We start from the raw sequence: 22,877 nt of genomic DNA on the forward strand, positions 1-22,877 counted from the left end.
ACTAATGACATTGGAACATACACTGCCAGTGGCTGCGCAGAATAATAATATCATTCGCTTATCTGCGGCTCAGGCGCTTGCCGGGGCTAACTCTGTTGTCTTCTACGCTACCGGTGCCATTGTTGGTAATGCCATAGCTCCCAGCGGCGCTCTGTCCACATTCCCCATCACCATGTTTGTCCTGGGCATGGCCGCCTGCATTCTTCCTTTTGGCGCACTGGCGAAAAAAAAGGGACGTAAAGCCGCATTTATGGTCGGGACGGGGGCCGGAGTGATTACTGGCTTGATTGCTGCCCTTGCGGTTTTTATTAGTTCATTTTTGCTATTCTGCCTTGCCGCTTTCCTGGGAGGGGCTTACGCTGCAGTGGCGCTTAGTTTTCGCTTTGCTGCAACGGATGGAGTGACATCCGAAAGGCGAGCCCGTGCATTATCTCTGGTAATGGGGGGCGGCGTGGTAGCTGGTGTCATTGGGCCAATGCTGGTGACGGGAACAATGAATCTTCTGCCACCACACACATTTGTTATTACCTTTATAGCTCAGGCTCTGGTAGCAGCTATTTCAGCTTTCATTCTTAAGGGCGTGATTCCTGCCGAGCCAACTGTGACAGCCAAATCAGGAGGGCGTTCTCTGAAGGAAATTGTTCGGCAGCCAGGTTTCCTGAAGACCGTGTTCAGTGGCGCAGTTGCATATATGGTGATGAATTTCCTGATGACCGCCGCTCCCCTTTCAATGCATATGCATGGAATCTCTCAACAAGCCTCCAATCTGGGGATTCAATGGCACGTTATTGCTATGTATGGTCCTGGATTCTTTACCGGCAGGCTGATTAACCGTTTCGGCGCTATGCGGATTTCAGCAACTGGATTGCTTATCACGGCTGGTTCTGTTCTTGCCGGGCTCAGCGGAACAGATATCTTCCACTACTGGCTCTCGTTGATATTACTGGGAGTTGGCTGGAATTTTGGCTTTACTGGCGCTTCAGCGAAGATCATTGATTATCATCGCCCCGAAGAGAAGACTCAGGTGCAGTCCCTGAATGATTTTGTGGTATTTGGCGTAATGATTGTCGGGTCGTTTTCATCCGGTGCGTTGCTGAATCTTTATGGCTGGAATGCCGTATTGTGGGGTTCACTTATCCCTGTTGGCATTGCATTCCTGTGTATCTTAAAAGGGGATCGTAAGACAGTTGTCGTAAAGCATGAGTGATGTTTAACTCAGTGTCGGGAAGGTAACCGGTGTAAGTTATGGGATAATGAGGGGAACGACACACGCAATCGTAATTCGAGCTTCGGCTTTTTGGTGTTTATCCCTGGGTTGAGAGAGCAACAGGGCACCCTGGTATCATTCTTGCCATTATTCGTGAGGACGCATTCCGTTTTTGGCCGGACCTGGAAGGTGTTCGTGACGCTATCTCTATGGACTAAAGCGTTTTGTTGAAAGCGTTGCTAGATCACAAAACGGAAAACTTTTTTGCCTGCGGTAAAAATGACGGTGTTGGTTTTTTGCAGATAAGAAAAAACCATTATCAGACAAGGTGTTACAGGACGAGTACATAACCAAACACTAATATTGCAGGCACGTTCGGGACGTGGTGTTAGCCATTTCCCGAACAGACAAGGCAAGGTGGAGTGATGAAAGCGACGGAAAAATATTATCCGATAGATTGCGATCTTCATGATTATCTGGAAATCGCTTGCCTGTACCACTATTGGTTACGCATTGAGCTAACGGATAGCAGATGTTTTGATGCCAAAGCGTTGACGACGTGTACCACAACGGATAAAGAAGAATTTCTGCTGGTGGAGCACGATGAAGACCAGCAAACAATACGTCTGGATCACCTGTCAACGATCACTGCGCTGACGCCCGGGGCGCTATTTAGCACGGTGAGTTTTCAGCGAGCCATAAAGAAAGAACTGTAGTACAGATGTTATACGGTATAAATACGAATATCGTGCGCCTGGAAAGCCGTGGCATACTCTTTGCTAATATTATCCTCGACAACAATCACATCGATATTGCTGCTTTCGGTGACGACATAACGGGCGACAGCCGGGATCTTCTCCGCTGTCAGCGCGACGATAGTTTCATTGCACTGCTTGATCACTGCTTTTTTGAACTCACAATCCGCGTAATCAAATCCCGTTAAGCCGGGTTCAGGCGACATTGCACAACCGCCAATAAATCCCTGATCGAATAAAATACCCTGCACCTGTGCAATAGCGGCGGCCCCCACACATCCTCCTGAAGATCGCTGTACTGCACCGCCCAGTATAATGACGTCAAATAGCGGTTTTTTTAGTAAAACGGCGGCAATCTCCGGTGAATTTGTCACCACGGTTAGCGCCAGCTCGGCGGGCAGGGCTTCAGCCATTGCCATATTGGTACTGCCCGTATCGATAAAAATGCAGCTTCCTGATTTAACCAGCCGGGCGCATCTCTGCGCGATATTGCTCTTTTTCGCCACATTAATACGCTTACGCACGCTGATGTCTTCGGATTCAGGGAGGGCAATGACTGCGCCGCCATAGACTTTTTTACATACGCCATCTTTACTCAGCTCATGCAGGTCGCGGCGGATTGTGTGTTCTGAAACGCCCAACCTGCTGGCGAGTTCGGAACAGATGACCCTGCCGTTTTCCTGCAGGATCTGATAAATGAGCGCCTGGCGCTGTTCCGGAAATGCGGCGTAATCGAGCATGTGTACTCCAGAAAAAATAAACATCGAGCAATAACAAGCATAATCGTGCATTATGGTTCACGATGTCAACACCCCTTAAAGGGGCGTCCTGTAGTAGATATTATGAGAGAGGTTCGCTATGAAAGTTGCGCATATGGCGCTATGGACACGGGATCTTGAACAGCAAGCGCAGTTCTGGGTTACGTTTTTTGACGCAAAGATCAACGAAAAATACTGCAGTAAAACCAATCCTGGATTTGAATCTTATTTTGTCACTATTGGTGAGGATATTGCGATTGAGTTAATGACGAAGCCTGGATTGACACAACGAACTCCTGACAATAACACTTCAGGATGGGTGCATCTCGCCATGTCAGTGGGGGGGAGAGAAAATGTTGATGCTATGGCAACACTGGCAAAAGAACAGGGGATATTAGTCTCTGACCCACGTACTACTGGTGACGGATATTACGAAGCAGTGATACAGGATCCTGATGGAAATTTAATTGAGATAGTAGCCTAATCCCTTAAAAAATTTGGTGCAGGATCCGTATCATCATTTTAATTGGCAGACGCTTGTGTGGTGGAGTTCTCCATATAGAGCGTCTGGCTTGGGAACGCAAAGTCGGCGCCGTTTGCCTGGACTATCGAAATTATCTTCAAATAAACGTCTTGTTGTACTGCGAGCCACTCCTGCCAGACGGTGGTTTTCGTGAAGCAATACACCATGATATTCAATGATGAATCAGCAAATTCATTAAAATAAACCAACAGAGTTTGTTTCTGGTCTATTCCAGGATGGTTTTGCAACATTTGTCTGACTGATTCAACAACGTTACCGACTTTATCAGCATCCTCATATCGTAACCCGATCACCGTTTTGATGCGTCGGTTAGTCATCCTCCCCGGGTTCTCTACGCTGATGGAAGAGAAAACCGAGTTTGGTACATATAGCGGGCGATGATCGAAGGTTTTTATTTTGGTCATTCGCCAGCCGATTTCTGTTACCGTGCCTTCAATATTACGGTCCGGGGAGCGGATCCAGTCGCCGATGCTAAACGGTCTGTCGAAATAGAGCATAATGCCAGAGAAAAAATTGCTCAGAACGTCTTTACCCGCCATACCTACAGCGATGCCGCCAATACCGCCGAAGGTTAACAGGCCGGATAAGCTCATGCCGAAATGCTCGCCGTACAGCAAAATGATAGCGACCACGATGGTAATCTTAATGATACGCGACAGGATCCTCGCACTGGTGATATCTCTGCCTTTATTAATCTGCGTTTTTTCAAACTGATTAATCATCAAAAAGAGTTTGGTGGTCAGGATCAGCGCAATCAACGAGGTGCAGATAAAATCGACCACGCTGGAGGAGATAAATTTCAGGCTGTAACTTTCGATAATGTTATTGGCAATACTGCCAAACGTCCCAATGATAACGGCATAGATAAAAAATTGCGCGGCATGAAATATGAATCCTTTGCAGCGTCGCTCTCCTCGATGATACCAGACACTCATCAGGATCAGTGCGGCACAGCAGCTGAGAATTACTGTCAAATTAAACGCGTTATTTATAAACAGTTCAGCGATCATGATTCTTCCAGGCAGCTCCGTGTTAGCGAAATATCATCTGATATCCTAATCCTTGAATATTTTACTCAGTTCAGGCGATCAGAGCATTATTCTCCAGGATAGAAAAATAATGCAATTAGCGCTATTTTCGGCGAAATCGCGCTGGCGTCAACCCTGTGTATGGTTTATGTAGCAGACAGTCAGTTGATGTCATGGTATTGTTAGCGCAAAGTAACAAGGTTTTCATCTGCAAAAGGACAGTACTATGATCATGGCTAAGCTGAAGACAGCAAAGGGGCGGAAGTTTCTGTTGTGCCTGCTTGGGGTGTTTATTATCGCAGCGTCGGTCGTGACGCGAGCGACGATCGGTGGCGTTATTGAACAGTATGACATTCCGCTATCCGACTGGACCGCCTCAATGTACGCCATTCAATCTGCAATGATTTGTGTCTACAGTATGGTGTTTACGATTTTGTTGGCTATCCCGCTTGGTATTTATTTCCTCGGCGGTGAGGAGCAGCACTAGGTGTTGAAATGCCGGATGATATCGTCATCCGGCATGTGTTACGCGGTTAATCGTCTTCTTCGTCGTCCAGTTCAACAGGTGTTTGATACTCATCCGGCTTGATAACCAACAGGTCGCAGCGTAAGTGATCGATAACCTGTTCCGCGGTGTTACCAAGGAACGCGGCCGAAATACCGGTACGACCGACGGTACCCAGCACGACAATACCTGCCTGCAAGTGCTCGGCTAAATCAGGAATAACTTCTTCAGGTAAACCTTTTTCAACATGCGTCATTTTCTCATCGATACTGAATTTCTGACGTAACGCCTTCATCGCCAGCAGGTGCTGTCCGCGGATCGCATCGTTGTAAACACTGGGGTCAAACTCAGGCAGTTCAATCGCGATGTTGATTGGCGTCACGGGATAGGCCCCCACCAGATGTACTTCGGTATGGTTAACCTGTTCTGCCAGTTGCAGCGTCTCTTTGACCAGTTTTTCATTGAGCGCGTTGTGATAAGCCTCTTCACTGGCGAGGTTGACCGCAACCAGAGCTTTACCCCCTTCAGGCCATGGCTGGTCTTTGACCATCCATACCGGGCTTGGACATTTACGCAATAAATGCCAGTCTGTGGGGGTGAAAATTACGGCTTCGAGGCGGTCGTGTTGGTGCGCCATTTTGAGGACCAGGTCATGCTGAGCACTGATAACTTCCTGGATGATGGCTTCAAAGGGACGGTTGTGCCAGACCACTTTTATCTCAAGAGGGATCCCTGCTTCGATATAGTATTTCGCTTGTTCACGTATCCATGCCGTTCGTTGGCTGATAACTCCCTGACGCATTGCCGTACGTTCATCGGGCGACAGCAGCGTAGTCATCTCATAGGAAAAGTCATAGATCGGCAAAAAGGCCTTAATTTTGCCACCAATCCGTTGATGCAGATAAACAGCTCGCCTTAATGCTGGTTGATCGTCCTGGTTTGGATCGATGACGACCAGCATATTTTTGTACATAGCCATACAGGGTCTCCTTACAACTGTCATCGCAGTTTGTAACTAAAAGAGTAACCCAATAATGTGGATTGAAACAGGGGATAACCTCCTGCCAGATCAATAAATTGGGAAAATTTATATATTTTATTCACATCTTGCTAAAACTAAACGACTTTCCTCCGAATTTGTGTCCGTTTTAGGCATCCTGGTGTAGCGCTGTCGGCATACGGTTATTTAGTATAATGATCTGATCCTTCTGTTGTAGCGTAGTCTGCCGGAGGATATAGAAGGCAAGGGTTTGTATATTTACTGAATACTTTCCAGGTCTTTTGCTATATCACGATGGCGTCCCTGGTCGGCAATCTCACGCCCCTGGCGAGGCGGTGCTTTAAGCGCTTTTTCCAGATAGCGTTTTCCTTCGTCAGTCTTTTTCTCTTTTAGCAAAAAGTCGCCATAAAAATAGTTTGGATCGATGCCATCAGGATTGATCGCCAGTGCTTTTTTCAGCATTTCGTCGGCTTTGTTTTTATCACCAAACCCAATCGGCCAGCCGGGAACCTGATAATACAGCGCCCCAAGGCTGGTCCAGGCAGATCCCTGTAAAGCATTGGGGTCGATGCTGATCGCTTTTTCCAAATCGCTACGTGCCTGTTTGACCAGACTCAATGCACCCAGCCCTCCTTTAGCCCCCGCCCAGCTACTGTCGATAATCGCCGACCAGATAAGCAATGATGCATCAGCATTATTTTTCGCCTGACTCGCACTATGGGCCCGCTGACTCAGTGCGGTAAAGCAGCTCTCTTTTTTCGCTTCAAGGGTTTGATATTGGCAAACTGACCAGTCGTGCTGGAGATTTTCCAGTGTGGTAGTCGCCATGGCAGAGACGGGAAAAGCTGCCGTCAGCAGCAACGTTTTCAAAATTTTCATTTGTCTTCACCTTTGAATAAGCTCTGGGTATAGGATTGGATCACGGGTAATTTTTTACCCAGCGCGTTGTCTACTATACCGGGAAACCAGGCATTGATTTTTACGAACAGACGCTCCATCACGCCGAAGCGGTAGAGTTTCTGCTCTGTCTCAAGGAGATGCACCAGACGTATGGCGACAAATTGCGGGGAATCACTGCCATTACCCAGTTTGCGGTTAAGCGCGTAAACCTCGTCACTGTTGAGCGTAGTTTCGGTGGTGCGCGGCGCGGCATACAGTACGCAGATACCATTCCCCTTTAATTCGCGCCCCAGCGCCTCCGAGAAACGATGCGTGGCTGCCTTGGTGGCGCTATACACGCTCCAGGCAGGGTGACCAATTTCACCAAATATCGAACCAATGTTCAGGACGATGCCCTGCGGATTAAACTTATCCAGCATGGCGCGGGTTAACAGGGTGGGGATTTCGATATTGGTTCTAATCTGTTCCCGAATATCCTCAAAAGACTGTTGTTCAAACAGTGCAAAACGACTGGTTCCGGCATTGTTGATCAGGATATCCAGTTTGTTCTCATCTTTGAATCTGCTGGCCAGCGCGACGATTTCCTCATCAGTATAACTGTTCATCAGCGCAATATGATGCCGTTCCGGATTGGGAAGCGTTTCTTTCAGAAGCATCATTGCCTGCGCATTTCGTCCTACCAGGTACAGTCTGGCTCCTTTGTGCGCCAGCCTTTGCGCCAGCGCTTGTCCGATACCACCGCTGGCGCCAGTCAGCAGAACGGTTTTATCATGCAGGTTCATGCGTGGTCTGCCCCAGTTGATTAAGCATCTCTGTGTACAGGCGATAGACACGACGAGCAGCATAGATAATGGCTGCCTGATCGGCTTCGTCAGTCACGGTATCCATAAGTGAGGCGAAAAACTTAAGATGCCCCTGATCAAGTTCACCGTGTGAACGCAGGTAGGTTGTCGCCTGTTCTGGCAGCCCCAGTGTCCGTTCCACCTGGGCTGCAATCGCGGTAGCAATAGATACGCTGGTTCCCTCCAGTACCTGTACCATGCCAAAAATACTCATAGGATTGATCCGTTCAATGCGGTAGTAGAGCCAGGCAACCATCATTTCTATCGGTATCCCTGGAGTGCCATTGCGAACGCTTTGCGCATCACCGCCGCAAGCCTGAATATCGTTCAGGATCCATTCCTGATGCCCGTACTCTTCGTCAATATATTCAGCAATCGCGCCCCGAACAGCTTCATGTGAGGCTGGCAAGCGGCTGCCAGCACTCATCAACAGGGGGACGGTATGGCTGACGTGATAGTAAGCCTGTGTCAGAAAAGCGATATACAGGTCGCGCGAGATATCACCAGCCTGGCAGCGCGCGATGACAGGCGAGGAGAGTAAACTGCGGCGTTCGGCCTCAGTCTGTTGTTGTAATTTGTTATAAAAGCTCATGATGACTCCTCTTCACTACAGGTGAGAATATGTTGCCAGAGGGATTGCCGGATGAGTTCCCGGCGTGGGCGGCCATTTGCAGTGAGCATGCCAGGCTCTGAAATAGCTGAAGTGAATAACAAACGATGGAACTGCGCATAATCAGGCAGTCGAGCAGAAACGGCCAGTAGTTGCTCGCGGGCCTGCGTCTGTTGCCCGTCGACGGCATCGACGAGTGCAACGTTATGCCTTAAGCCTTCGCCAAAAATCACGATTCGGCGTACAGCCGGGCAGGCCATGGCCTCTGCCTCAGGCCATTCAGGTGAAAAATTACGACCAAAGGCGTTTATCTGCACGTTCTTCAGGCGTCCCTGAATACTAACAAACCCGTGGTCATCAACACTGCCAAGATCGCCGGTAGCAACTGTGGGGGAGGCGGGCGCGGCTCCCAGATACCCCAACGCGTTGGCCGGGCTGGTGACACACAATTGTTGCTGGTCATCAACATGGATCTGGATACCAGGCAATGGCCGACCGACGCTGTTCTCTTTTATGGCGTCGGGAAGATTGAGGGCAACGACAGAGCCACATTCGGAGAGGCCATACCCTTCATATACTGGTAAGCCACTCAATATCGCCATTGTCAGCAATGAAGCCGGAACCTTGCCGCCACCTGCGGCGACAAAACGTAAAGATTGCGTACTGCCCGGTACCTGCTTGTGCAGATGCAGTAACACTCGTAGCAACTCCGGTACCAGCACCAGGCTTTGTGGGTTCCAGGTGGTCAGCGCCTGAAGAAACTGGACTGGATTAAAGCGGCTGGAACCTTCAAACCCAATCCGGGAGGGCGGGATAATCACCGTCTCAACGCCAAGTAGCAGAGGGATGTAAACGCCGCACAGATTCTCCAGCAGGATACTGAGGGGCAGTGTCACCAGGTGTTTTTCCAGATTCAGGGGTTGCAGTGCGCCTGCTAACGTTTGAGCCATCCATACCATACCATCCAGACTCAGACAGACGCCTTTTGGCTCTCCGGTTGTACCGGAGGTATACGTTATCTTTGCCGTTCCTGCCGGCAGAGTCACGGGGTCCTTTACTGCACGGATTTGCAGTCTTCCGAGTACAAAATCGTGTTCCTGCCAATCCGCCAGGATTTCCCCACCGATTTGTGCATCCACAGAGGCTGATGATCGTACCCAGGCTTTCTGTTGCCCGCTGAAAAAGGAGGGGACAGGGATGATTACCACTCCACTTACCAGGCATGCGAGATCGATGATCGCCCATTCAGGGCTGTTATCCATTTCAAGTGCCAGCCGTTTTACCTTGAGGGAAGATAATTGTTCGGCCACTGCCTTAACGGCTTCATGGTATTGCTGCCAGCTCCACGAGCGAGAGTCTCCCTGCAGGGCGAGGGCATTTGGCTGAAGCGTAACCTGTTTCTCAAGCATGTTCAGAAACATAAGATCCTCCGGAAGGGGTTATCCAGGGAGCAGCAGGCGGATCAGCAAACATTCCCAGCAACAGGCTGGTCTGACTCAGTGTGGTTTGCCCACCATGTAACTCTCCCGCCATAATTTGTGGGTCATGTTCGTAATAGCTCCCCCATTCACGCGCAGCTTCGCCAAGCCTTGTCGGGTCAGCAGGCATCAATGTGACTGGCTGAAGATTCAGACGGAAAAAGGTATTGCGTATTTTTTTAGTTCCGGTAAAGACAATCCACGAATAGCAGTATTGATTGAGAAGCAGGCATAGCGCCGCATACATTATTCGGGCGCTAGCCCCGTCGCTCGCGGCAAAATTACCAATTTCAACCATTGAGTCACGTGAAACGGGATGTAACAATCGTGCAGACAGCACGGCTTCAACCGGGACATCAAGATAATGTTCGAGGTATAGCGTACCCATTGAGGCTGGCTGGACGCCACATGCTGCTTTTAATTCTCCGTTGGCATCGAACATTCCAAGTAACCATGGCATGCAACGCGGAAGAGATGCATGATAAAACTGAGAATAACTTTCACGAATAAACACTGAAATATCATTCTGCTCACGTTCACCAGGAAGCCAGCGCAACGTATAAGGAGATAAGATTCGCATAGGAAGACCTCTTTTAGCGTCTTTTCAGTATGGCGAGTCAACATTATGTTAACATTAAGTTGAGCATGAACCTGGTAATTGAATCCAATACCGCGACAATAATGTGTAGAACCCGAATAAACAGAATGTATTTATGCGGAAGTACATTCTGTAAATGGGTAGTCATGATTTCGGTGCTTTAACTGCAAGATATTACGTCAAGCTGACAGGGAATAATTAACGGTACTTTTGGGAGCATTTTGAGACGTAGGGGCGGGTTTTGGGCGAAACAATAGCACTATTGTCTGAGCCCATCGAAATTTATGTGTATCAAATAATCGGTAAATCATTGAAAGAGGGGAGAACCTTCTGCCAGATCGGTAAATCAGGAAATTTAGCGATTTGACAGAAGGATAATTACGATGCTTGCGGAAAGATTATGCAACGTTACGCGTGTGGCCAGCAAGAACGGCCAGTGCGTCGCTATTCTCAATAGTGATGTATTTACCTTTCACTGCGAGCATGCCACTTTTCTGGAAACGTCCTAGTAGTCGGCTGATGGTTTCAACCGTCAGACCGAGGTAGTTACCAATATCGCCACGGGTCATCGTCAGACGGAATTCGCGAGGGGAGAATCCGCGTTGGGCGAAACGACGGGACAAGTTATAGATGAAGGCCGCTAAACGTTCTTCTGCGTTCTTCTTTGACAACAGCAGGATCATATCCTGGTCACCTTTGATCTCGCCGCTCATCAGACGCATCATTTGCTGACGCAGGTTCGGCATTTTACCGGACAGGTCATCAAGGGTTTCGAAAGGAATTTCGCATACCATCGAGGTTTCCAGCGCCTGGGCAAAGCTCGGGTGATGGCCGCTGCCAATCGCATCAAAGCCAACCAGGTCGCCTGCCAGATGAAAACCGGTAATTTGCTCATCACCTTGCTCGGTAATGGTATAGCTTTTAATCGTTCCGGAGCGGATAGCATAGAGTGATTTTAGCTCATCACCTGCTTTAAAGAGCGTCTGCCCCTTTTGGATAGGCTTTTTGCGCTCGATGATGTTATCGAGCTGGTCAAGCTCATGCTCGTTAAGTGTGAACGGGATGCAAAGCTGGCTGATGCTGCAATCCTGGCAATGGATAGCACAACCGCCAGACTGAATGCGCCGTATAATTCGCTTTTCCGGGATCATAGGTCTGCTCAAGCCGTAATTGATATTTGTCAATTTTAACATCTTTTTGGTGAGCGCGTAAGTCTGAGCTACTCCCAAGAGAGAATAATTCAGGCATAACTGAGGTAAATGATTGTATCTTATTGATTGAAAACACTTAATTTAGGATCGCATTGTACGGAAGTGTGATGAATAAGGCATTAATTGCCTGGGATCTAGAGTAACAAATAGCCTTCGTGACGTAATAACCACTCTTTTCGTTGCACGCCGCCGGCATATCCGGTCATGGTGCCGTTACGTCCAATGACGCGATGGCAGGGGACCACAATGCTCACCGGGTTTGAACCATTAGCCGCTCCGACAGCTCTGGCGGCGCCTGGACGTCCCAGTTGTTCGGCAAGTTGACCGTAGTGCATGACCTGTCCACAGGGGATAGTGCGCAATGCTTGCCAGACTTCGCGTTGGAAAAGCGTGCCAGCGGTTGCTGTTTCCAACGAATCAATAATGCTGAGGTTCCCGGCAAAATACTCCGACAGCTTATCGCTTAGTCCGCCTGGATTTTTGACGGCCATACGCTTATAGCCTTCTGTGCGGTAATGAATATCCAGCAATTGTTCCATGCGATCGCTGTGTTGGTCCCATTCCACCGCGCGCAGGCGAAATTGCTCATCACAAATAACCCATAGCGGGCCAAGCGGTGTGTCGATGATGTCTTCCAGTAAGTTAAGCATCCGTATCTCTCATTACAGCGTTCAGGCGAGGTGACACATTATCACGCCATTGACCGTTGCAGCTATACCCCTAAAAACGGATATCTGCATGTTATGAGTAGATCTTTTCAGTGGAGTCAAGCGGGTGAATTACTGGAAATAATCGTAAACCGTTGTCGGTATAATAGTGCGCGGTTATGATAACGTTCGTCGTAATTCGCTGGAGGATGAAACATGAACCTGGATGATAATTCGCTGTTTCTTGATGCGATGGGGGATGTTCAACCGCTGAAGGGCTCCGCCGATGTACATTGGCAGCCAACGCGTAATATTCGCACCCCGGCGCGTATCGACACGCTTCAACTGGATAACTTTCTCTCTACGGGGTTTCTCGATATTGTTCCGTTGAGCGAGCCGCTGGCTTTTCGGCGCGAAGGTTTGCAGCACGGTGTGACAGATAAACTGCGAACCGGAAAATATCCGCAGCAGGCGAGCCTTAATCTCATCCGCCAACCCGTTGAAACATGCCGTCAGATGCTCTTCAGTTTTATTTTGCAGGCACGGCAGGATGGGTTACGTAACGTGTTAGTGATACATGGCAAGGGGCGTGACGATAACGCTCATGCCAATATTATTCGCAGTTATGTGGCGCGCTGGCTGACAGAATTTGACGATGTGCAGGCCTACTGCACCGCATTGCCGCATCACGGCGGCAGCGGGGCATGCTATGTGGCATTACGTAAAACAGCGCAGGCAAAACAGGAAAACTGGGAGCGTCACGCGAAGCGCAGTCGCTAATCAACGTATACATCAGGCGGCCAAGACTCTGTTTCTGCCTTCGTGCTTGGCCTTGTATAGCGCGTCGTCAACGCGTTTGAATAATTCATCAATACTTTCGTTCGTTTCATGTCGGGCAACGCCAATGCTGACGGTAAAGCGGGGAAGGCCAGGGAGAGTCACCTTTGCGACCGTCGCGCGGATCACTTCTGCAAGGTTGAGAGCAACATCCAGCGACGTTCGCGGCAGAAGCAGCACAAATTCTTCACCACCCCAGCGAAAAATAAGATCGTCTTTTCGTGCACAGGATTCCAGTGTGCGTGCCAGCGCGCAAAGTACTTCATCGCCTTTCAAATGGCCAAACAGATCGTTAATGCTTTTAAAGCGATCAGTATCGATCAACAGCAGGCTGTAGTCCTGCGTCAATGATATCGCATGCGTTTGCTCCGGCTCGGTTACCTGATAAAAATGTCGGCGGTTAAATAATCCCGTTAAAACATCTCGCATGGCCGCACGCTCAAGCTCCTGTTCCAGCCGCTTTTGCTCGGTAATGTCATGAATAATGCACAACATGAGTTTATTACCGTATATTTCGATCGGTCCGGCGTAAGTTTGTACATGACGGGAAGTCCCATCAGCCAGTTTATGGACAAAATGCAAAGGCTTATGACCACCGGGTAGATGGGCGATCTCATGCATCACCGGAAGTATACGGCGGCCCAGCATATTGATTTCCCATGTATGTTTCTGACACATCACATCATGAGTGTATCCATAAAAATTGAGCGCACTGAGATTCGCATCAACGATCAACCCATCGCGGGACGGATCAATAAGTAACATTGGCGCGGAGTTGGTCTGGAAAAAACGTGCATAAAATCCCTGTTTTTTCCGCTGGTAGGTTGCTGAACGACTCGCCTTCAGACCCTGCGCAGTAGGTGTTTCAATACCTTCGAAAAGGATGACTTCACCCATACCCGGCAGGACTTTAATGGAGAGGCGACTTGCCATCGCGGCCTCCTCACCCTCGCGATAAACCGTGAGAATTTCCACAATATGGTGAAGATTTCGCAAGTCGCTGAGATACATGGTTAAATCATTTTGAACATGCGCTGAAAATGTTCCCATGCGGAGCGGGGAAAAACAGAGATCATGCATTAGCTCCCGTGCAACGTTATTAGCGAATACCAGCTCTTCGGTATGTGGCAAAACAATCCATACCGGAAAGGTTAATAAATCCAGTGAATGCATCTCGGTTGTGCTCATCGATAATCCCGTTATCTTTATCTGCTGTGTTGCCCGTTAAAAGGCGAATATTTTAGATATTGCGTCTCACAATGTTATTGATTGTCGGTGAGACAAGGGTTGTACGAGTGGCATTTGTTTGATGCTGGTTTCTGGTTGTATCAGTTCATGAATCTTATGTGCTGGTAGCGGTTTTGCAAACAAGAAACCTTGCAGCATGCAACAACCCATCTGTGTAAGGAGTATTTCCTGTTCCTGGGTTTCTATTCCTTCTGCCACCACACGCATATTCATGGAGTGAGCTATGTCAATAATGGTAGACACAATTTTTGTGTTTTTGCTGTTCTCACTAATATCTTTGACAAATATCCTGTCAATTTTTAATTCGCGCGCTGGAAGAGACTTCAGCATCAATATATTTGAATAACCCGTACCGAAATCATCAATAGAAACGGTGATCCCCAAAGTAGAGAAAGCATTCAGGACTTCAACGCTGCGTTTTAAATTTTTAAGGGCGGTGCTTTCAGTGAGTTCCAGCGTGAGACAAGCTGGTGGTAGCTGATATTGTGCCAGGGCGTTACAAATAACATCAATAATATCATGCTGTTCAAATTGGGCGGGTGAGAGGTTAACGGCGAGCGTCCATTCTGTATTCCCTTGTAATTTCCATTGATACAACTGCAAGCATGCCTGCTGGATAACCCATTTCCCGACGGGAATAATCAGGCCCGTATCTTCCAACACAGGAAGAAATTCGGCTGGCAGCAGCATGCCGCGTTCCGGATGATGCCAGCGTAATAATGCTTCAAAACCGGTCAGGGAATGATCTCCAGCGGTATATTTGGGCTGATACCATAGCTCAAACTGGTTGCGTTCAAGCGCTTGTGACAGTTCCTGTAAAAATGTCGGCGGCGTATCCGCGATAGCTTCCATTTCAGGATGATAAATAGCCCAGCCGTTTCTGCCCGTCTGTTTGACATGATACATCGCCATATCAGCCTTCACTTTTAGCTCATGCAGCGTTGAGCCATGTTCAGGATAAATGCTGCTCCCCGCACTTAGCGAAACCCGAATGGTATGCCCGAACAAGCTAAAGGGCTCACCGATCACATCGGCAATCCGCGTCAGCAGGGTGGAGATAACCTGCTGGTTGCAGTCAGGGACCAGCAAGATAAATTCATCTCCCCCCAGTCTTGCCAGCGTCATTGAGTCATCAAGGCAGCTGAAGATTCGCTGTGTACTGGCAATCAGTAGCTGATCGCCAATGTGATGTCCCCAGGTATCGTTAACGACTTTAAAACGATCGAGGTCGATAAATACCAACGCGAAATGCTGTTGATGCAGTTTAGAATGCCGAAGGCAGGCCACTAAACAGGTGTCTATTTGCGTACGATTAGCGAGACCGGTCAGCGCGTCGAAGTGAACCTGATGCTCAAGCTGGCAGTTCAACTGATGCAGGTTGTCAGCCAGTCGGGAGGTACGGAGTTGCGAATCCACCATCGAAACCACCAGCATGATCCCCAATATAACAAGCGTGACGGCGCAGACCCAGATAGAAAGCTCCAGCGTGCTGAGACCATCGTGCGCAGTGTGTCCAAAGTGGGTGAACGTAGCAGCTCCCATACCGGTGTAATGCATAGAGGCTATTGCCACCGCCATAATAAAAGCAGCAATAAGCCGATTTATTAGCGCTCGACGGTTATTTTGGCGTAAATGAAAGGCCAGCCACAAACCGACCCCAGATGCAGCGACGGCAATAATCACAGAGAGCAGGATTAGTGAGCGATCCCAGGTTATTGCCACATGTTCGATAATGGCATACATGCCAACATAGTGCATTGTGACAACACCAGCGCTTAATATACTGGTAGCAATGATCAGGCGTTTTGTTGATAGTGTATTACCAGAAATAGCGATATTGATGGCGACTGTCGCAGAAATGAGCGCAATAAAGAACGAAAACGCTGTGAGGGATAAATGATAATTTATTGGCATACTCATTTTCATGGCCAGCATACCAATAAAATGCATCGACCAGATCCCCATACCCAGCGTAGCGCCGCCAGAGAGTCGCCAGAAGGTAGATTCACGTCTGCTGGAAATTGCCACTTTGCCCGCACTGTCGAGAGCAATAAAGGAGGCAATAAACGCGACCACAAAGGAAATCCCAATCAATACAGGGTCCCACGACACGTGCAACATCTTACTACCTATCGAAAAAAAGACGTGATGATAAATTTAGCAGGTTTTGTCCAGTTAACCTGATAAAACCGGGAATGTCCTTGTATTTTTACAATGACTATTAGAGGGAAGGGGCGAACATTGAAAATGACAGTCCTTTACTTATACAAATATTCATCGGGTTTATGATTCTGTGCATTTTGTGCGCACGGCGTGCTTGCCATCACAATAATCTAACGACAAGCTTCAGCCTCATTTTTTGTAGGGTAAAATACTTAATTAATAAAAACTACCAGTATAATTGCCTGCCTTAAGTGAAAGGATTACAAACTCTCATTGAAAGTTCGTCTTTCGTCTCAGCGCTATGGAAATCTTGATTGCAGATGCTATAAAAAATAATATCCATGTTATTTCTTGGCACACAGGACTAAAATGTTAAATGATATTAGTGTCAGAACCTTTATTATTTTATTTCTGCTCATTACGGCGTTTTTTCTAAATGTCGTTGAAATATTTCTTTCGGCCCCCCCAGAGATTATCATTGGGACTAACTCAGTAAGCTTAATTTCTATATTATGTCTATGGTGGTACATGACGAAATATTTGGTCATGCCAATTAATACGGTTAAAAGAAGCATTGAGGAAGTGACGTCCGGGAATCTGGCGATCAGTATTCCAGAGTTTGGCAATAACTGTGCGGGGAGATTAATACCCGGCATTAATAGTTTATCAAGTAATATTTCAACACTGGTTAATGAGATCAGAACATCCTCGCAAACGGCTATGGCGCTTTCTGAACAGCTCGCGGAACGCAGCGCTGAGTTATCAGTAAAGACAGAGCAGCAATCCGGTGCATTAATGCAAACGGCTGCTAACATGGATGAAATAGCGGTCAGCACGCGTAACAATGCAGAGAATACGCAAATGGCGAGTGCTAAGGCCAATATTGCAACGCTATCTGCCCAGCAGGGGGGGGATTTAATGGTGCAGGTCGCAACCAATATGCAGTCGATCACCGAATGTGCGCAGCAGATGACAGAAATTATTACCATGATAGATGGTATTGCATTCCAGACAAATATTCTGGCATTGAATGCCGCTGTAGAAGCGGCGAGAGCGGGAGAGCATGGCAAAGGTTTTTCCGTGGTAGCCGCAGAGGTGCGAATGCTCGCGCATCGTAGCGCAGATGCCGCGAAGAATATTAAACATCTGATTGCCCAAACTCATGAAAACGTTCAGCAAGGTGCGGCTATTGTGCGTGAAGCTGAAAAAAATATGCAGGATATTGTTGGTGGTGCCGGGCAATTAAACCAACTGATGAGCGAGATATTAACCACTACGCAGGAGCAGGAGAAAGGGATCATCAGTATTACTCATGCTCTCGCGGAACTGGAAAACGTGACTCAGAGTAACGCCATTATGGTGGATGAACTGTCAGACTCTTCGGATATTCTGAAAAATCAAGTGACAGACCTCCAGTCTCGAACGCACAAGTTTCGCTTAAGTCACGCTTTTGATTCTGAGAGACGCCAACGGGCTTAACAGAATCGCCTCGCAACAAGCGCCGCATTTGTCGGCGCTTTACTTATTATCAGATACTTTTATGAGTCATTTCAGCACAATGGGACAATGAGATATTGCTTAACATATTCTGACGGCTAGACTAACGAAAAAAGCTGAATGTTTGTGGAGGCGCTGTGGAAGCCATTAAGGGAACGGATGTTAATGTGCCGGATGCCGTATTTGCATGGCTGTTGGATGGCCGTGGTGGGGTGAAACCACTGGAAGATAACGATGTTATCGACACTCAGCATGCCTGCTGGCTGCATCTTAATTATACTCATCCTGAAAGTGCGCAATGGCTGGCGACAACGCCTTTACTTCCCAATAACGTGCGTGATGCGCTGGCGGGTGAAAGCACGCGTCCGCGCGTCAGCAGAGTAGGAGAAGGTACGTTAATCACGCTGCGGTGTATCAATGGCAGTACAGACGAGCGGCCTGACCAACTGGTAGCGATGCGTTTATATATGGATGAACGTCTGATTGTCTCAACGCGTCAGCGCAAAGTGCTGGCACTGGATGACGTAGTCAGCGACCTCCAGGAAGGTACAGGGCCAGCTGATTGTGGCGGTTGGCTGGTGGATGTCTGTGATGCACTGACCGATCATGCCAGCGAATTTATCGAACAGTTGCACGACAAAATTATCGATCTGGAAGATAACCTGCTCGATCAGCAGATCCCGCCGCGTGGCTTCTTGGCATTACTGCGTAAGCAGTTAATTGTGATGCGCCGTTATATGGCACCACAGCGTGATGTCTATGCCCGTCTGGCGAGCGAACGGTTGTCCTGGATGACTGACGACCATCGGCGACGGATGCAGGATATTGCTGACAGGCTGGGGAGAGGGCTGGATGAAATCGATGCCTGTATTGCCAGGACCGGTATTATGGCAGATGAAATTGCGCAGGTGATGCAGGAGTCTCTGGCTCGCCGAACTTATACAATGTCATTGATGGCAATGGTTTTTCTTCCCAGCACTTTTTTAACCGGGTTGTTTGGCGTTAACCTCGGCGGTATCCCTGGTGGTGGTTGGCAATTTGGCTTCTCACTTTTTTGTATTCTGTTAGTGGTCCTGATTGGTGGTGTTACTTTATGGTTGCATCGTAGTAAATGGTTGTAACAACAACGTTTTTTAGTGACTTTTGCGCATGAAAACGTGCTGGTTTTTGAGCGAAGTCAATAAACCATCTACCTATTCGGGGCAATATCTCTCTCGCAGGTGAATGCAACGTCAAGCGATGGGCGTTGCGCTCCATATTGTCTTACTTCCTTTTTTGAATTACTGCATAGCACAATTGATTCGTACGACGCCGACTTAGATTAGTCGGCTTTTTTTTGCCTGCAGGAAATCAACGTCTACCCTAAAAGAGTCAGTCTCAATAACTGGAGGGGTATATGAGTTGTCTGATTGTATCTCCACACACTGATTCACTACCGACCGATCCGGTTCCCATTCCCGATCCCATTCCTCGTCCGCAGCCGATGCCGGATCCGCCACCGGACGAAGAGCCGATTAAATTGTCGCATCGTGGGCGCAGATCTGCGAGGATACGCGCCTGCTGAATGTAAGTTTTTATCGCGAGATTAAATTGTGACTGCTTTTTCAACCCTGAATGTTCTACCTGCTACCCAACTCGAGAATCTTAACGAGCTGGGTTATCTTGAAATGACGCCTGTTCAGGCTGCTGCATTACCGGCAATCCTGGCAGGTAAAGATGTTCGCGTGCAGGCTAAAACCGGCAGTGGCAAAACGGCGGCTTTTGGTCTCGGATTATTACAGCATATTGATGCCATGCTGTTTCAGACACAATCGCTGGTGCTGTGTCCGACGCGTGAGCTTGCCGACCAGGTGGCGGGTGAGCTGCGTCGCTTAGCCCGCTTTCTGCCAAACACCAAGATCTTAACGTTGTGCGGTGGGCAGCCTTTTGGTGCACAGCGTGATTCTCTGCAGCATGCGCCTCATATTATTGTCGCCACGCCGGGGCGTTTACTCGACCACCTGCAAAAAGGCACCGTTTCTCTGGATGCTTTGAATACACTGGTCATGGATGAAGCCGACCGTATGTTGGATATGGGTTTTAGCGATGCGATTGATGATGTTATCCGCTTTGCGCCTGCTTCTCGCCAGACCTTGCTGTTTTCTGCGACCTGGCCGGAGGCCATTGCCGCCATCAGTGGCCGGGTGCAACAAAATCCATTAACCATTGAAATTGATACCGTTGATTCGCTACCGGCGATTGAGCAGCAGTTTTTCGAAACCTCCAGCCACGGCAAAATTCCGCTGCTGCAAAAATTGCTCAGCCAGCATCAGCCTGCTTCATGTGTCGTTTTTTGCAACACCAAAAAAGACTGTCAGGCCGTGTGTGACGCACTGAATGCGGCGGGGCAAAGTGCTCTTTCACTGCATGGCGATCTGGAACAGCGCGATCGCGACCAGACGCTGGTGCGTTTTGCCAACGGCAGCGCACGCGTTCTGGTTGCCACCGATGTCGCTGCGCGTGGCCTGGATATTAAATCACTCGAGCTGGTGGTTAACTTCGAACTGGCGTGGGATCCGGAAGTTCATGTCCATCGTATCGGACGTACCGCGCGTGCCGGCAACAGCGGTCTGGCGATTAGCTTCTGTGCGCCAGAAGAAGCCCAGCGAGCCAATATTCTTTCAGAAATGCTGCAACTGAAGCTGAACTGGCTGCCTGCGCCCGCTAACGTCTCGGTTCTGCCTCTTGAAGCAGAGATGGCGACGTTATGCATTGATGGCGGTAAAAAAGCTAAAATGCGTCCCGGCGATGTTCTGGGTGCACTGACGGGTGATATTGGACTGGATGGTGCCGATATCGGTAAGATTGCCGTTCATCCGGCGCATGTTTATGTCGCTGTTCGTCAGACTGTAGCGCATAAGGCATGGAAGCAATTGCAAAATGGTAAAATTAAAGGCAAAACCTGCCGGGTTCGTTTATTGAAATAAACGCCCACTGAAATGTCTGGTGGCGCTTTGCTCATCAGGCCTACAGGCGCGTATGCACATTGTAGGCCGGATGAGACGTTTATGCCGCCATCCGGCATTCTCGACTTACTTCACTTCCACCACGTTCAGACGCAACTCATCCAGTTGAGCATCATCTTCTTCTGGTTGCCAGCCCGCAGGCTGCAGCGGGATCTCTTCACGATCGAACGCTAAATCACCACCGTCCACAACCTCTGAACCGTGCCTGATGCCTTTAAAATCGAACAGATTGATATCGCTTAGATGTGAAGGTACAACGTTCTGCATCGCGCTGAACATGGTTTCAATGCGCCCTGGATAGCGTTTGTCCCAGTCGCGCAGCATGTCGGCAATGACCTGACGCTGAAGGTTCGGCTGTGAGCCGCACAGGTTGCACGGAATAATCGGGAAACCCTTCGCTTCGGAGAAGCGCTCGATATCTTTCTCGCGGCAGTAAGCCAGTGGACGAATAACGATATGCTTACCGTCATCGCTCATCAGCTTCGGCGGCATGCCTTTCATTTTCCCGCCGTAGAACATGTTTAAAAACAGCGTTTGCAGGATGTCGTCACGATGGTGCCCGAGCGCGATCTTGGTGGCGCCTAACTCAGTTGCCGTGCGATACAGAATACCGCGACGCAGGCGAGAGCAGAGTGAGCAGGTCGTTTTGCCTTCAGGGATTTTATCTTTGACAATCCCGTAAGTATTTTCTTCGACAATCTTATACTCAACGCCCAGCTGTTCCAGGTACTCTGGCAGGATGTGCTCCGGGAAACCGGGTTGTTTCTGATCGAGATTAACCGCAACTAAGGAAAAACTGATTGGGGCACTTTGCTGCAAATTGCGCAGGATCTCCAGCATGGTATAGCTGTCTTTCCCTCCGGAAAGGCACACCATAATGCGATCGCCGTCTTCGATCATATTGAAGTCGGCAATGGCTTCGCCCACGTTACGACGCAGACGTTTTTGCAACTTGTTCAGGTTGTATTGTTCTTTCTTGCTAATATCTTGATTTTGCGACATTTAATAGAGGCTCAATTCATAGTGTGGCATCAGAAGAGTATGCATCACGCCGGATAGTCCGGCAAAAAAAGTCTGATATGAAAACAGTGGCGTGTATGGTACGGATAAGCGGGAAAAATGTCAGCACATTTAGGGCAGGAATCGTGAGGTATAAGTGGTAGAAATAAAAAGCCCGCAGCGATGTGCGGGCCAGACAGCTTAGCGGACTACCAGTACCGAACACTCCGCGTGACGTACCACCGCTGCGGCGTTAGAGCCCAGCAGGTAGGTGGTGATGTCAGGTCGGTGTGAGGCAATAATGACCATATCAGCCGGTAATTTTTTAGCAATCTCCAGAATCTTATCTTTCGGTGCACCTTCTGCGACATGAATGTGCACTCTGTCCGTTGGGATATTGAATTTCTTGATAATCTCTTCCAGTTGAGATTTTGCCTCGGCTTTCAGATCGTCCATGGCCGGTAACTCTGCTGAGTAGGCCAAACCCAGGGAAGCGTAATAGGGCAGTGACGGAATAACGGTCAGAAAATGGACCTGCGCATCGTCAATTTTGGCCTCCGCTTCAACATGGGCAATAACGCGTTGAGTTAATTCTGAGTCTGAAATATCGATGGGTACAAGAATCGTTCTGTTCATAAAACCTCCTGTTTAAGCATCCACCTAAAGCTTACCGCGTAATGGCACTTTATGTACAATGACAAAGATCACATTTTGGCATCACTTTATTTTGATTTCAGGAAACTTGCCTCTTATTACGCCGTCGTAAAATCGACCTTTAGAGACCACGCTCAGGAAATCACGAAAAATACGCGCAGGGACATGCTGATATTGCAGGGTAGCCAATTGGTGAAAGCGAATTTCCAGCGTGTGAGAGGATTCGTCATAGCCGACGGATGCAATACGGGATGATTTTACAGGATGATGATTCATTGCAGGTATCCTCTACTACAGATCTTAATGAAGATATCATCTATCAAAGAGGTGTTTTAATACAATAGATATAATATTTCGATCTGAATAAAACAGATTGGTTACCAAAGAAAGG

24 protein-coding genes are annotated in these 22,877 nt (G+C 48.5%); 9 read left to right on the plus strand and 15 right to left on the minus strand.

The annotated features are described in order from the left end of the window. The first annotated feature begins 4 nt into the window (after window positions 1-4). Entirely contained in the window at window positions 5-1,207 is a 1,203-nt protein-coding gene (locus OGY15_RS18180; RefSeq protein ID WP_093954599.1) for an MFS transporter, read from the plus strand. A gap of 425 nt (window positions 1,208-1,632) precedes the next feature. Continuing rightward, window positions 1,633-1,923, plus strand: coding sequence for a Rho-binding antiterminator (locus OGY15_RS18185; RefSeq protein ID WP_187252359.1), 291 nt, complete (start codon window positions 1,633-1,635; stop codon window positions 1,921-1,923). 8 nt (window positions 1,924-1,931) lie between these two features. On the opposite strand, the gene OGY15_RS18190 is transcribed toward OGY15_RS18185, so the two are convergent. After that, window positions 1,932-2,702: a DeoR/GlpR family DNA-binding transcription regulator gene (locus OGY15_RS18190; RefSeq protein WP_151219327.1), complete on the minus strand. Its 771-nt coding sequence runs from the start codon at window positions 2,700-2,702 to the stop codon at window positions 1,932-1,934. 118 nt (window positions 2,703-2,820) lie between these two features. Between OGY15_RS18190 and OGY15_RS18195 the strand changes: the two genes are divergently transcribed. Further along, complete coding sequence (locus OGY15_RS18195) at window positions 2,821-3,204, plus strand: VOC family protein (protein WP_151219326.1); 384 nt, start codon at window positions 2,821-2,823, stop codon at window positions 3,202-3,204. A 38-nt stretch (window positions 3,205-3,242) separates the two neighbouring features. Here OGY15_RS18195 and OGY15_RS18200 read toward each other — a convergent pair whose 3' ends face one another. Further along, on the minus strand, window positions 3,243-4,274 hold the full coding sequence (locus tag OGY15_RS18200; RefSeq protein WP_187252360.1) for a mechanosensitive ion channel family protein: 1,032 nt from the start codon (window positions 4,272-4,274) through the stop codon (window positions 3,243-3,245). Between the two features lie 244 nt (window positions 4,275-4,518). Between OGY15_RS18200 and OGY15_RS18205 the strand changes: the two genes are divergently transcribed. Further along, window positions 4,519-4,779, plus strand: coding sequence for a DUF2534 family protein (locus tag OGY15_RS18205; RefSeq protein WP_003020403.1), 261 nt, complete (start codon window positions 4,519-4,521; stop codon window positions 4,777-4,779). Between the two features lie 46 nt (window positions 4,780-4,825). Here the strand turns inward: OGY15_RS18205 and uspE are convergent, their stop codons facing one another. The 8 genes from uspE to ogt all read right to left on the minus strand — a co-directional run bounded on the left by uspE (window position 4,826) and on the right by ogt (window position 12,086). Further along, window positions 4,826-5,776 (minus strand): universal stress protein UspE, encoded by a 951-nt coding sequence (gene uspE, locus OGY15_RS18210; RefSeq protein WP_151219325.1) that lies wholly within the window; start codon window positions 5,774-5,776, stop codon window positions 4,826-4,828. A 279-nt stretch (window positions 5,777-6,055) separates the two neighbouring features. Next, on the minus strand, window positions 6,056-6,676 hold the full coding sequence (locus OGY15_RS18215; protein ID WP_151219324.1) for a tetratricopeptide repeat protein: 621 nt from the start codon (window positions 6,674-6,676) through the stop codon (window positions 6,056-6,058). Next, window positions 6,673-7,479, minus strand: coding sequence for an SDR family oxidoreductase (locus OGY15_RS18220; protein WP_286540494.1), 807 nt, complete (start codon window positions 7,477-7,479; stop codon window positions 6,673-6,675). Before OGY15_RS18220 ends, OGY15_RS18215 begins: the two co-directional genes overlap by 4 nt. Next, window positions 7,466-8,131: an iron-containing redox enzyme family protein gene (locus tag OGY15_RS18225; protein ID WP_286540496.1), complete on the minus strand. Its 666-nt coding sequence runs from the start codon at window positions 8,129-8,131 to the stop codon at window positions 7,466-7,468. The genes OGY15_RS18220 and OGY15_RS18225 overlap by 14 nt, the downstream gene beginning before the upstream one ends. Beyond that, window positions 8,128-9,570: an AMP-dependent synthetase/ligase gene (locus tag OGY15_RS18230; RefSeq protein ID WP_286540499.1), complete on the minus strand. Its 1,443-nt coding sequence runs from the start codon at window positions 9,568-9,570 to the stop codon at window positions 8,128-8,130. The genes OGY15_RS18225 and OGY15_RS18230 overlap by 4 nt, the downstream gene beginning before the upstream one ends. Further along, window positions 9,551-10,207, minus strand: a complete 657-nt coding sequence (locus OGY15_RS18235) for a thermostable hemolysin (protein WP_151219320.1) — start codon at window positions 10,205-10,207, stop codon at window positions 9,551-9,553. Before OGY15_RS18235 ends, OGY15_RS18230 begins: the two co-directional genes overlap by 20 nt. Window positions 10,208-10,623: 416 nt before the next feature. Next, window positions 10,624-11,376 (minus strand): fumarate/nitrate reduction transcriptional regulator Fnr, encoded by a 753-nt coding sequence (gene fnr / locus OGY15_RS18240; RefSeq protein WP_003020397.1) that lies wholly within the window; start codon window positions 11,374-11,376, stop codon window positions 10,624-10,626. A gap of 194 nt (window positions 11,377-11,570) precedes the next feature. Next, window positions 11,571-12,086: a methylated-DNA--[protein]-cysteine S-methyltransferase gene (ogt, locus tag OGY15_RS18245; RefSeq protein ID WP_151225496.1), complete on the minus strand. Its 516-nt coding sequence runs from the start codon at window positions 12,084-12,086 to the stop codon at window positions 11,571-11,573. A gap of 213 nt (window positions 12,087-12,299) precedes the next feature. On the opposite strand from ogt, the gene smrA reads away from it, so the two are divergent. Continuing rightward, window positions 12,300-12,863: a DNA endonuclease SmrA gene (gene smrA / locus OGY15_RS18250; protein WP_151219318.1), complete on the plus strand. Its 564-nt coding sequence runs from the start codon at window positions 12,300-12,302 to the stop codon at window positions 12,861-12,863. A 12-nt stretch (window positions 12,864-12,875) separates the two neighbouring features. Here smrA and OGY15_RS18255 read toward each other — a convergent pair whose 3' ends face one another. After that, the gene (locus OGY15_RS18255) at window positions 12,876-14,108 is read right to left on the minus strand and encodes a GGDEF domain-containing protein (RefSeq protein ID WP_286540503.1); all 1,233 of its coding nucleotides are present in this window, start codon (window positions 14,106-14,108) and stop codon (window positions 12,876-12,878) included. A 66-nt stretch (window positions 14,109-14,174) separates the two neighbouring features. After that, a complete protein-coding gene (locus tag OGY15_RS18260; protein WP_286540505.1) occupies window positions 14,175-16,289 on the minus strand; it encodes a putative bifunctional diguanylate cyclase/phosphodiesterase in 2,115 nt (704 codons plus the stop codon). Between the two features lie 411 nt (window positions 16,290-16,700). On the opposite strand from OGY15_RS18260, the gene OGY15_RS18265 reads away from it, so the two are divergent. From OGY15_RS18265 to dbpA, 4 genes are all read left to right on the plus strand, one after another. Further along, a complete protein-coding gene (locus OGY15_RS18265) occupies window positions 16,701-17,810 on the plus strand; it encodes a methyl-accepting chemotaxis protein (RefSeq protein WP_187252366.1) in 1,110 nt (369 codons plus the stop codon). Between the two features lie 155 nt (window positions 17,811-17,965). Next, window positions 17,966-18,949: a zinc transporter ZntB gene (gene zntB / locus OGY15_RS18270; protein WP_151219316.1), complete on the plus strand. Its 984-nt coding sequence runs from the start codon at window positions 17,966-17,968 to the stop codon at window positions 18,947-18,949. 275 nt (window positions 18,950-19,224) lie between these two features. Beyond that, window positions 19,225-19,392: a proline-rich small protein YnaL gene (gene ynaL / locus OGY15_RS18275; RefSeq protein ID WP_187252367.1), complete on the plus strand. Its 168-nt coding sequence runs from the start codon at window positions 19,225-19,227 to the stop codon at window positions 19,390-19,392. 28 nt (window positions 19,393-19,420) lie between these two features. Then, window positions 19,421-20,794 carry an ATP-dependent RNA helicase DbpA gene (dbpA, locus tag OGY15_RS18280; protein ID WP_187252368.1) on the plus strand — a complete coding sequence of 458 codons (1,374 nt, stop codon included), beginning with the start codon at window positions 19,421-19,423 and terminating at the stop codon, window positions 20,792-20,794. A gap of 105 nt (window positions 20,795-20,899) precedes the next feature. On the opposite strand, the gene ttcA is transcribed toward dbpA, so the two are convergent. The 3 genes from ttcA to OGY15_RS18295 all read right to left on the minus strand — a co-directional run bounded on the left by ttcA (window position 20,900) and on the right by OGY15_RS18295 (window position 22,762). After that, window positions 20,900-21,835, minus strand: a complete 936-nt coding sequence (gene ttcA, locus OGY15_RS18285; protein WP_016156617.1) for a tRNA 2-thiocytidine(32) synthetase TtcA — start codon at window positions 21,833-21,835, stop codon at window positions 20,900-20,902. A 198-nt stretch (window positions 21,836-22,033) separates the two neighbouring features. Further along, window positions 22,034-22,468 (minus strand): universal stress protein UspF, encoded by a 435-nt coding sequence (gene uspF, locus OGY15_RS18290; protein WP_003020369.1) that lies wholly within the window; start codon window positions 22,466-22,468, stop codon window positions 22,034-22,036. 81 nt (window positions 22,469-22,549) lie between these two features. Continuing rightward, complete coding sequence (locus OGY15_RS18295) at window positions 22,550-22,762, minus strand: KTSC domain-containing protein (protein WP_005126657.1); 213 nt, start codon at window positions 22,760-22,762, stop codon at window positions 22,550-22,552. Between the last annotated feature and the right edge of the window lie 115 nt (window positions 22,763-22,877).

The sequence above is a fragment of the Citrobacter sp. Cu231 genome, assembly GCF_030332265.1.
Classification (GTDB): domain Bacteria; phylum Pseudomonadota; class Gammaproteobacteria; order Enterobacterales; family Enterobacteriaceae; genus Citrobacter; species Citrobacter meridianamericanus.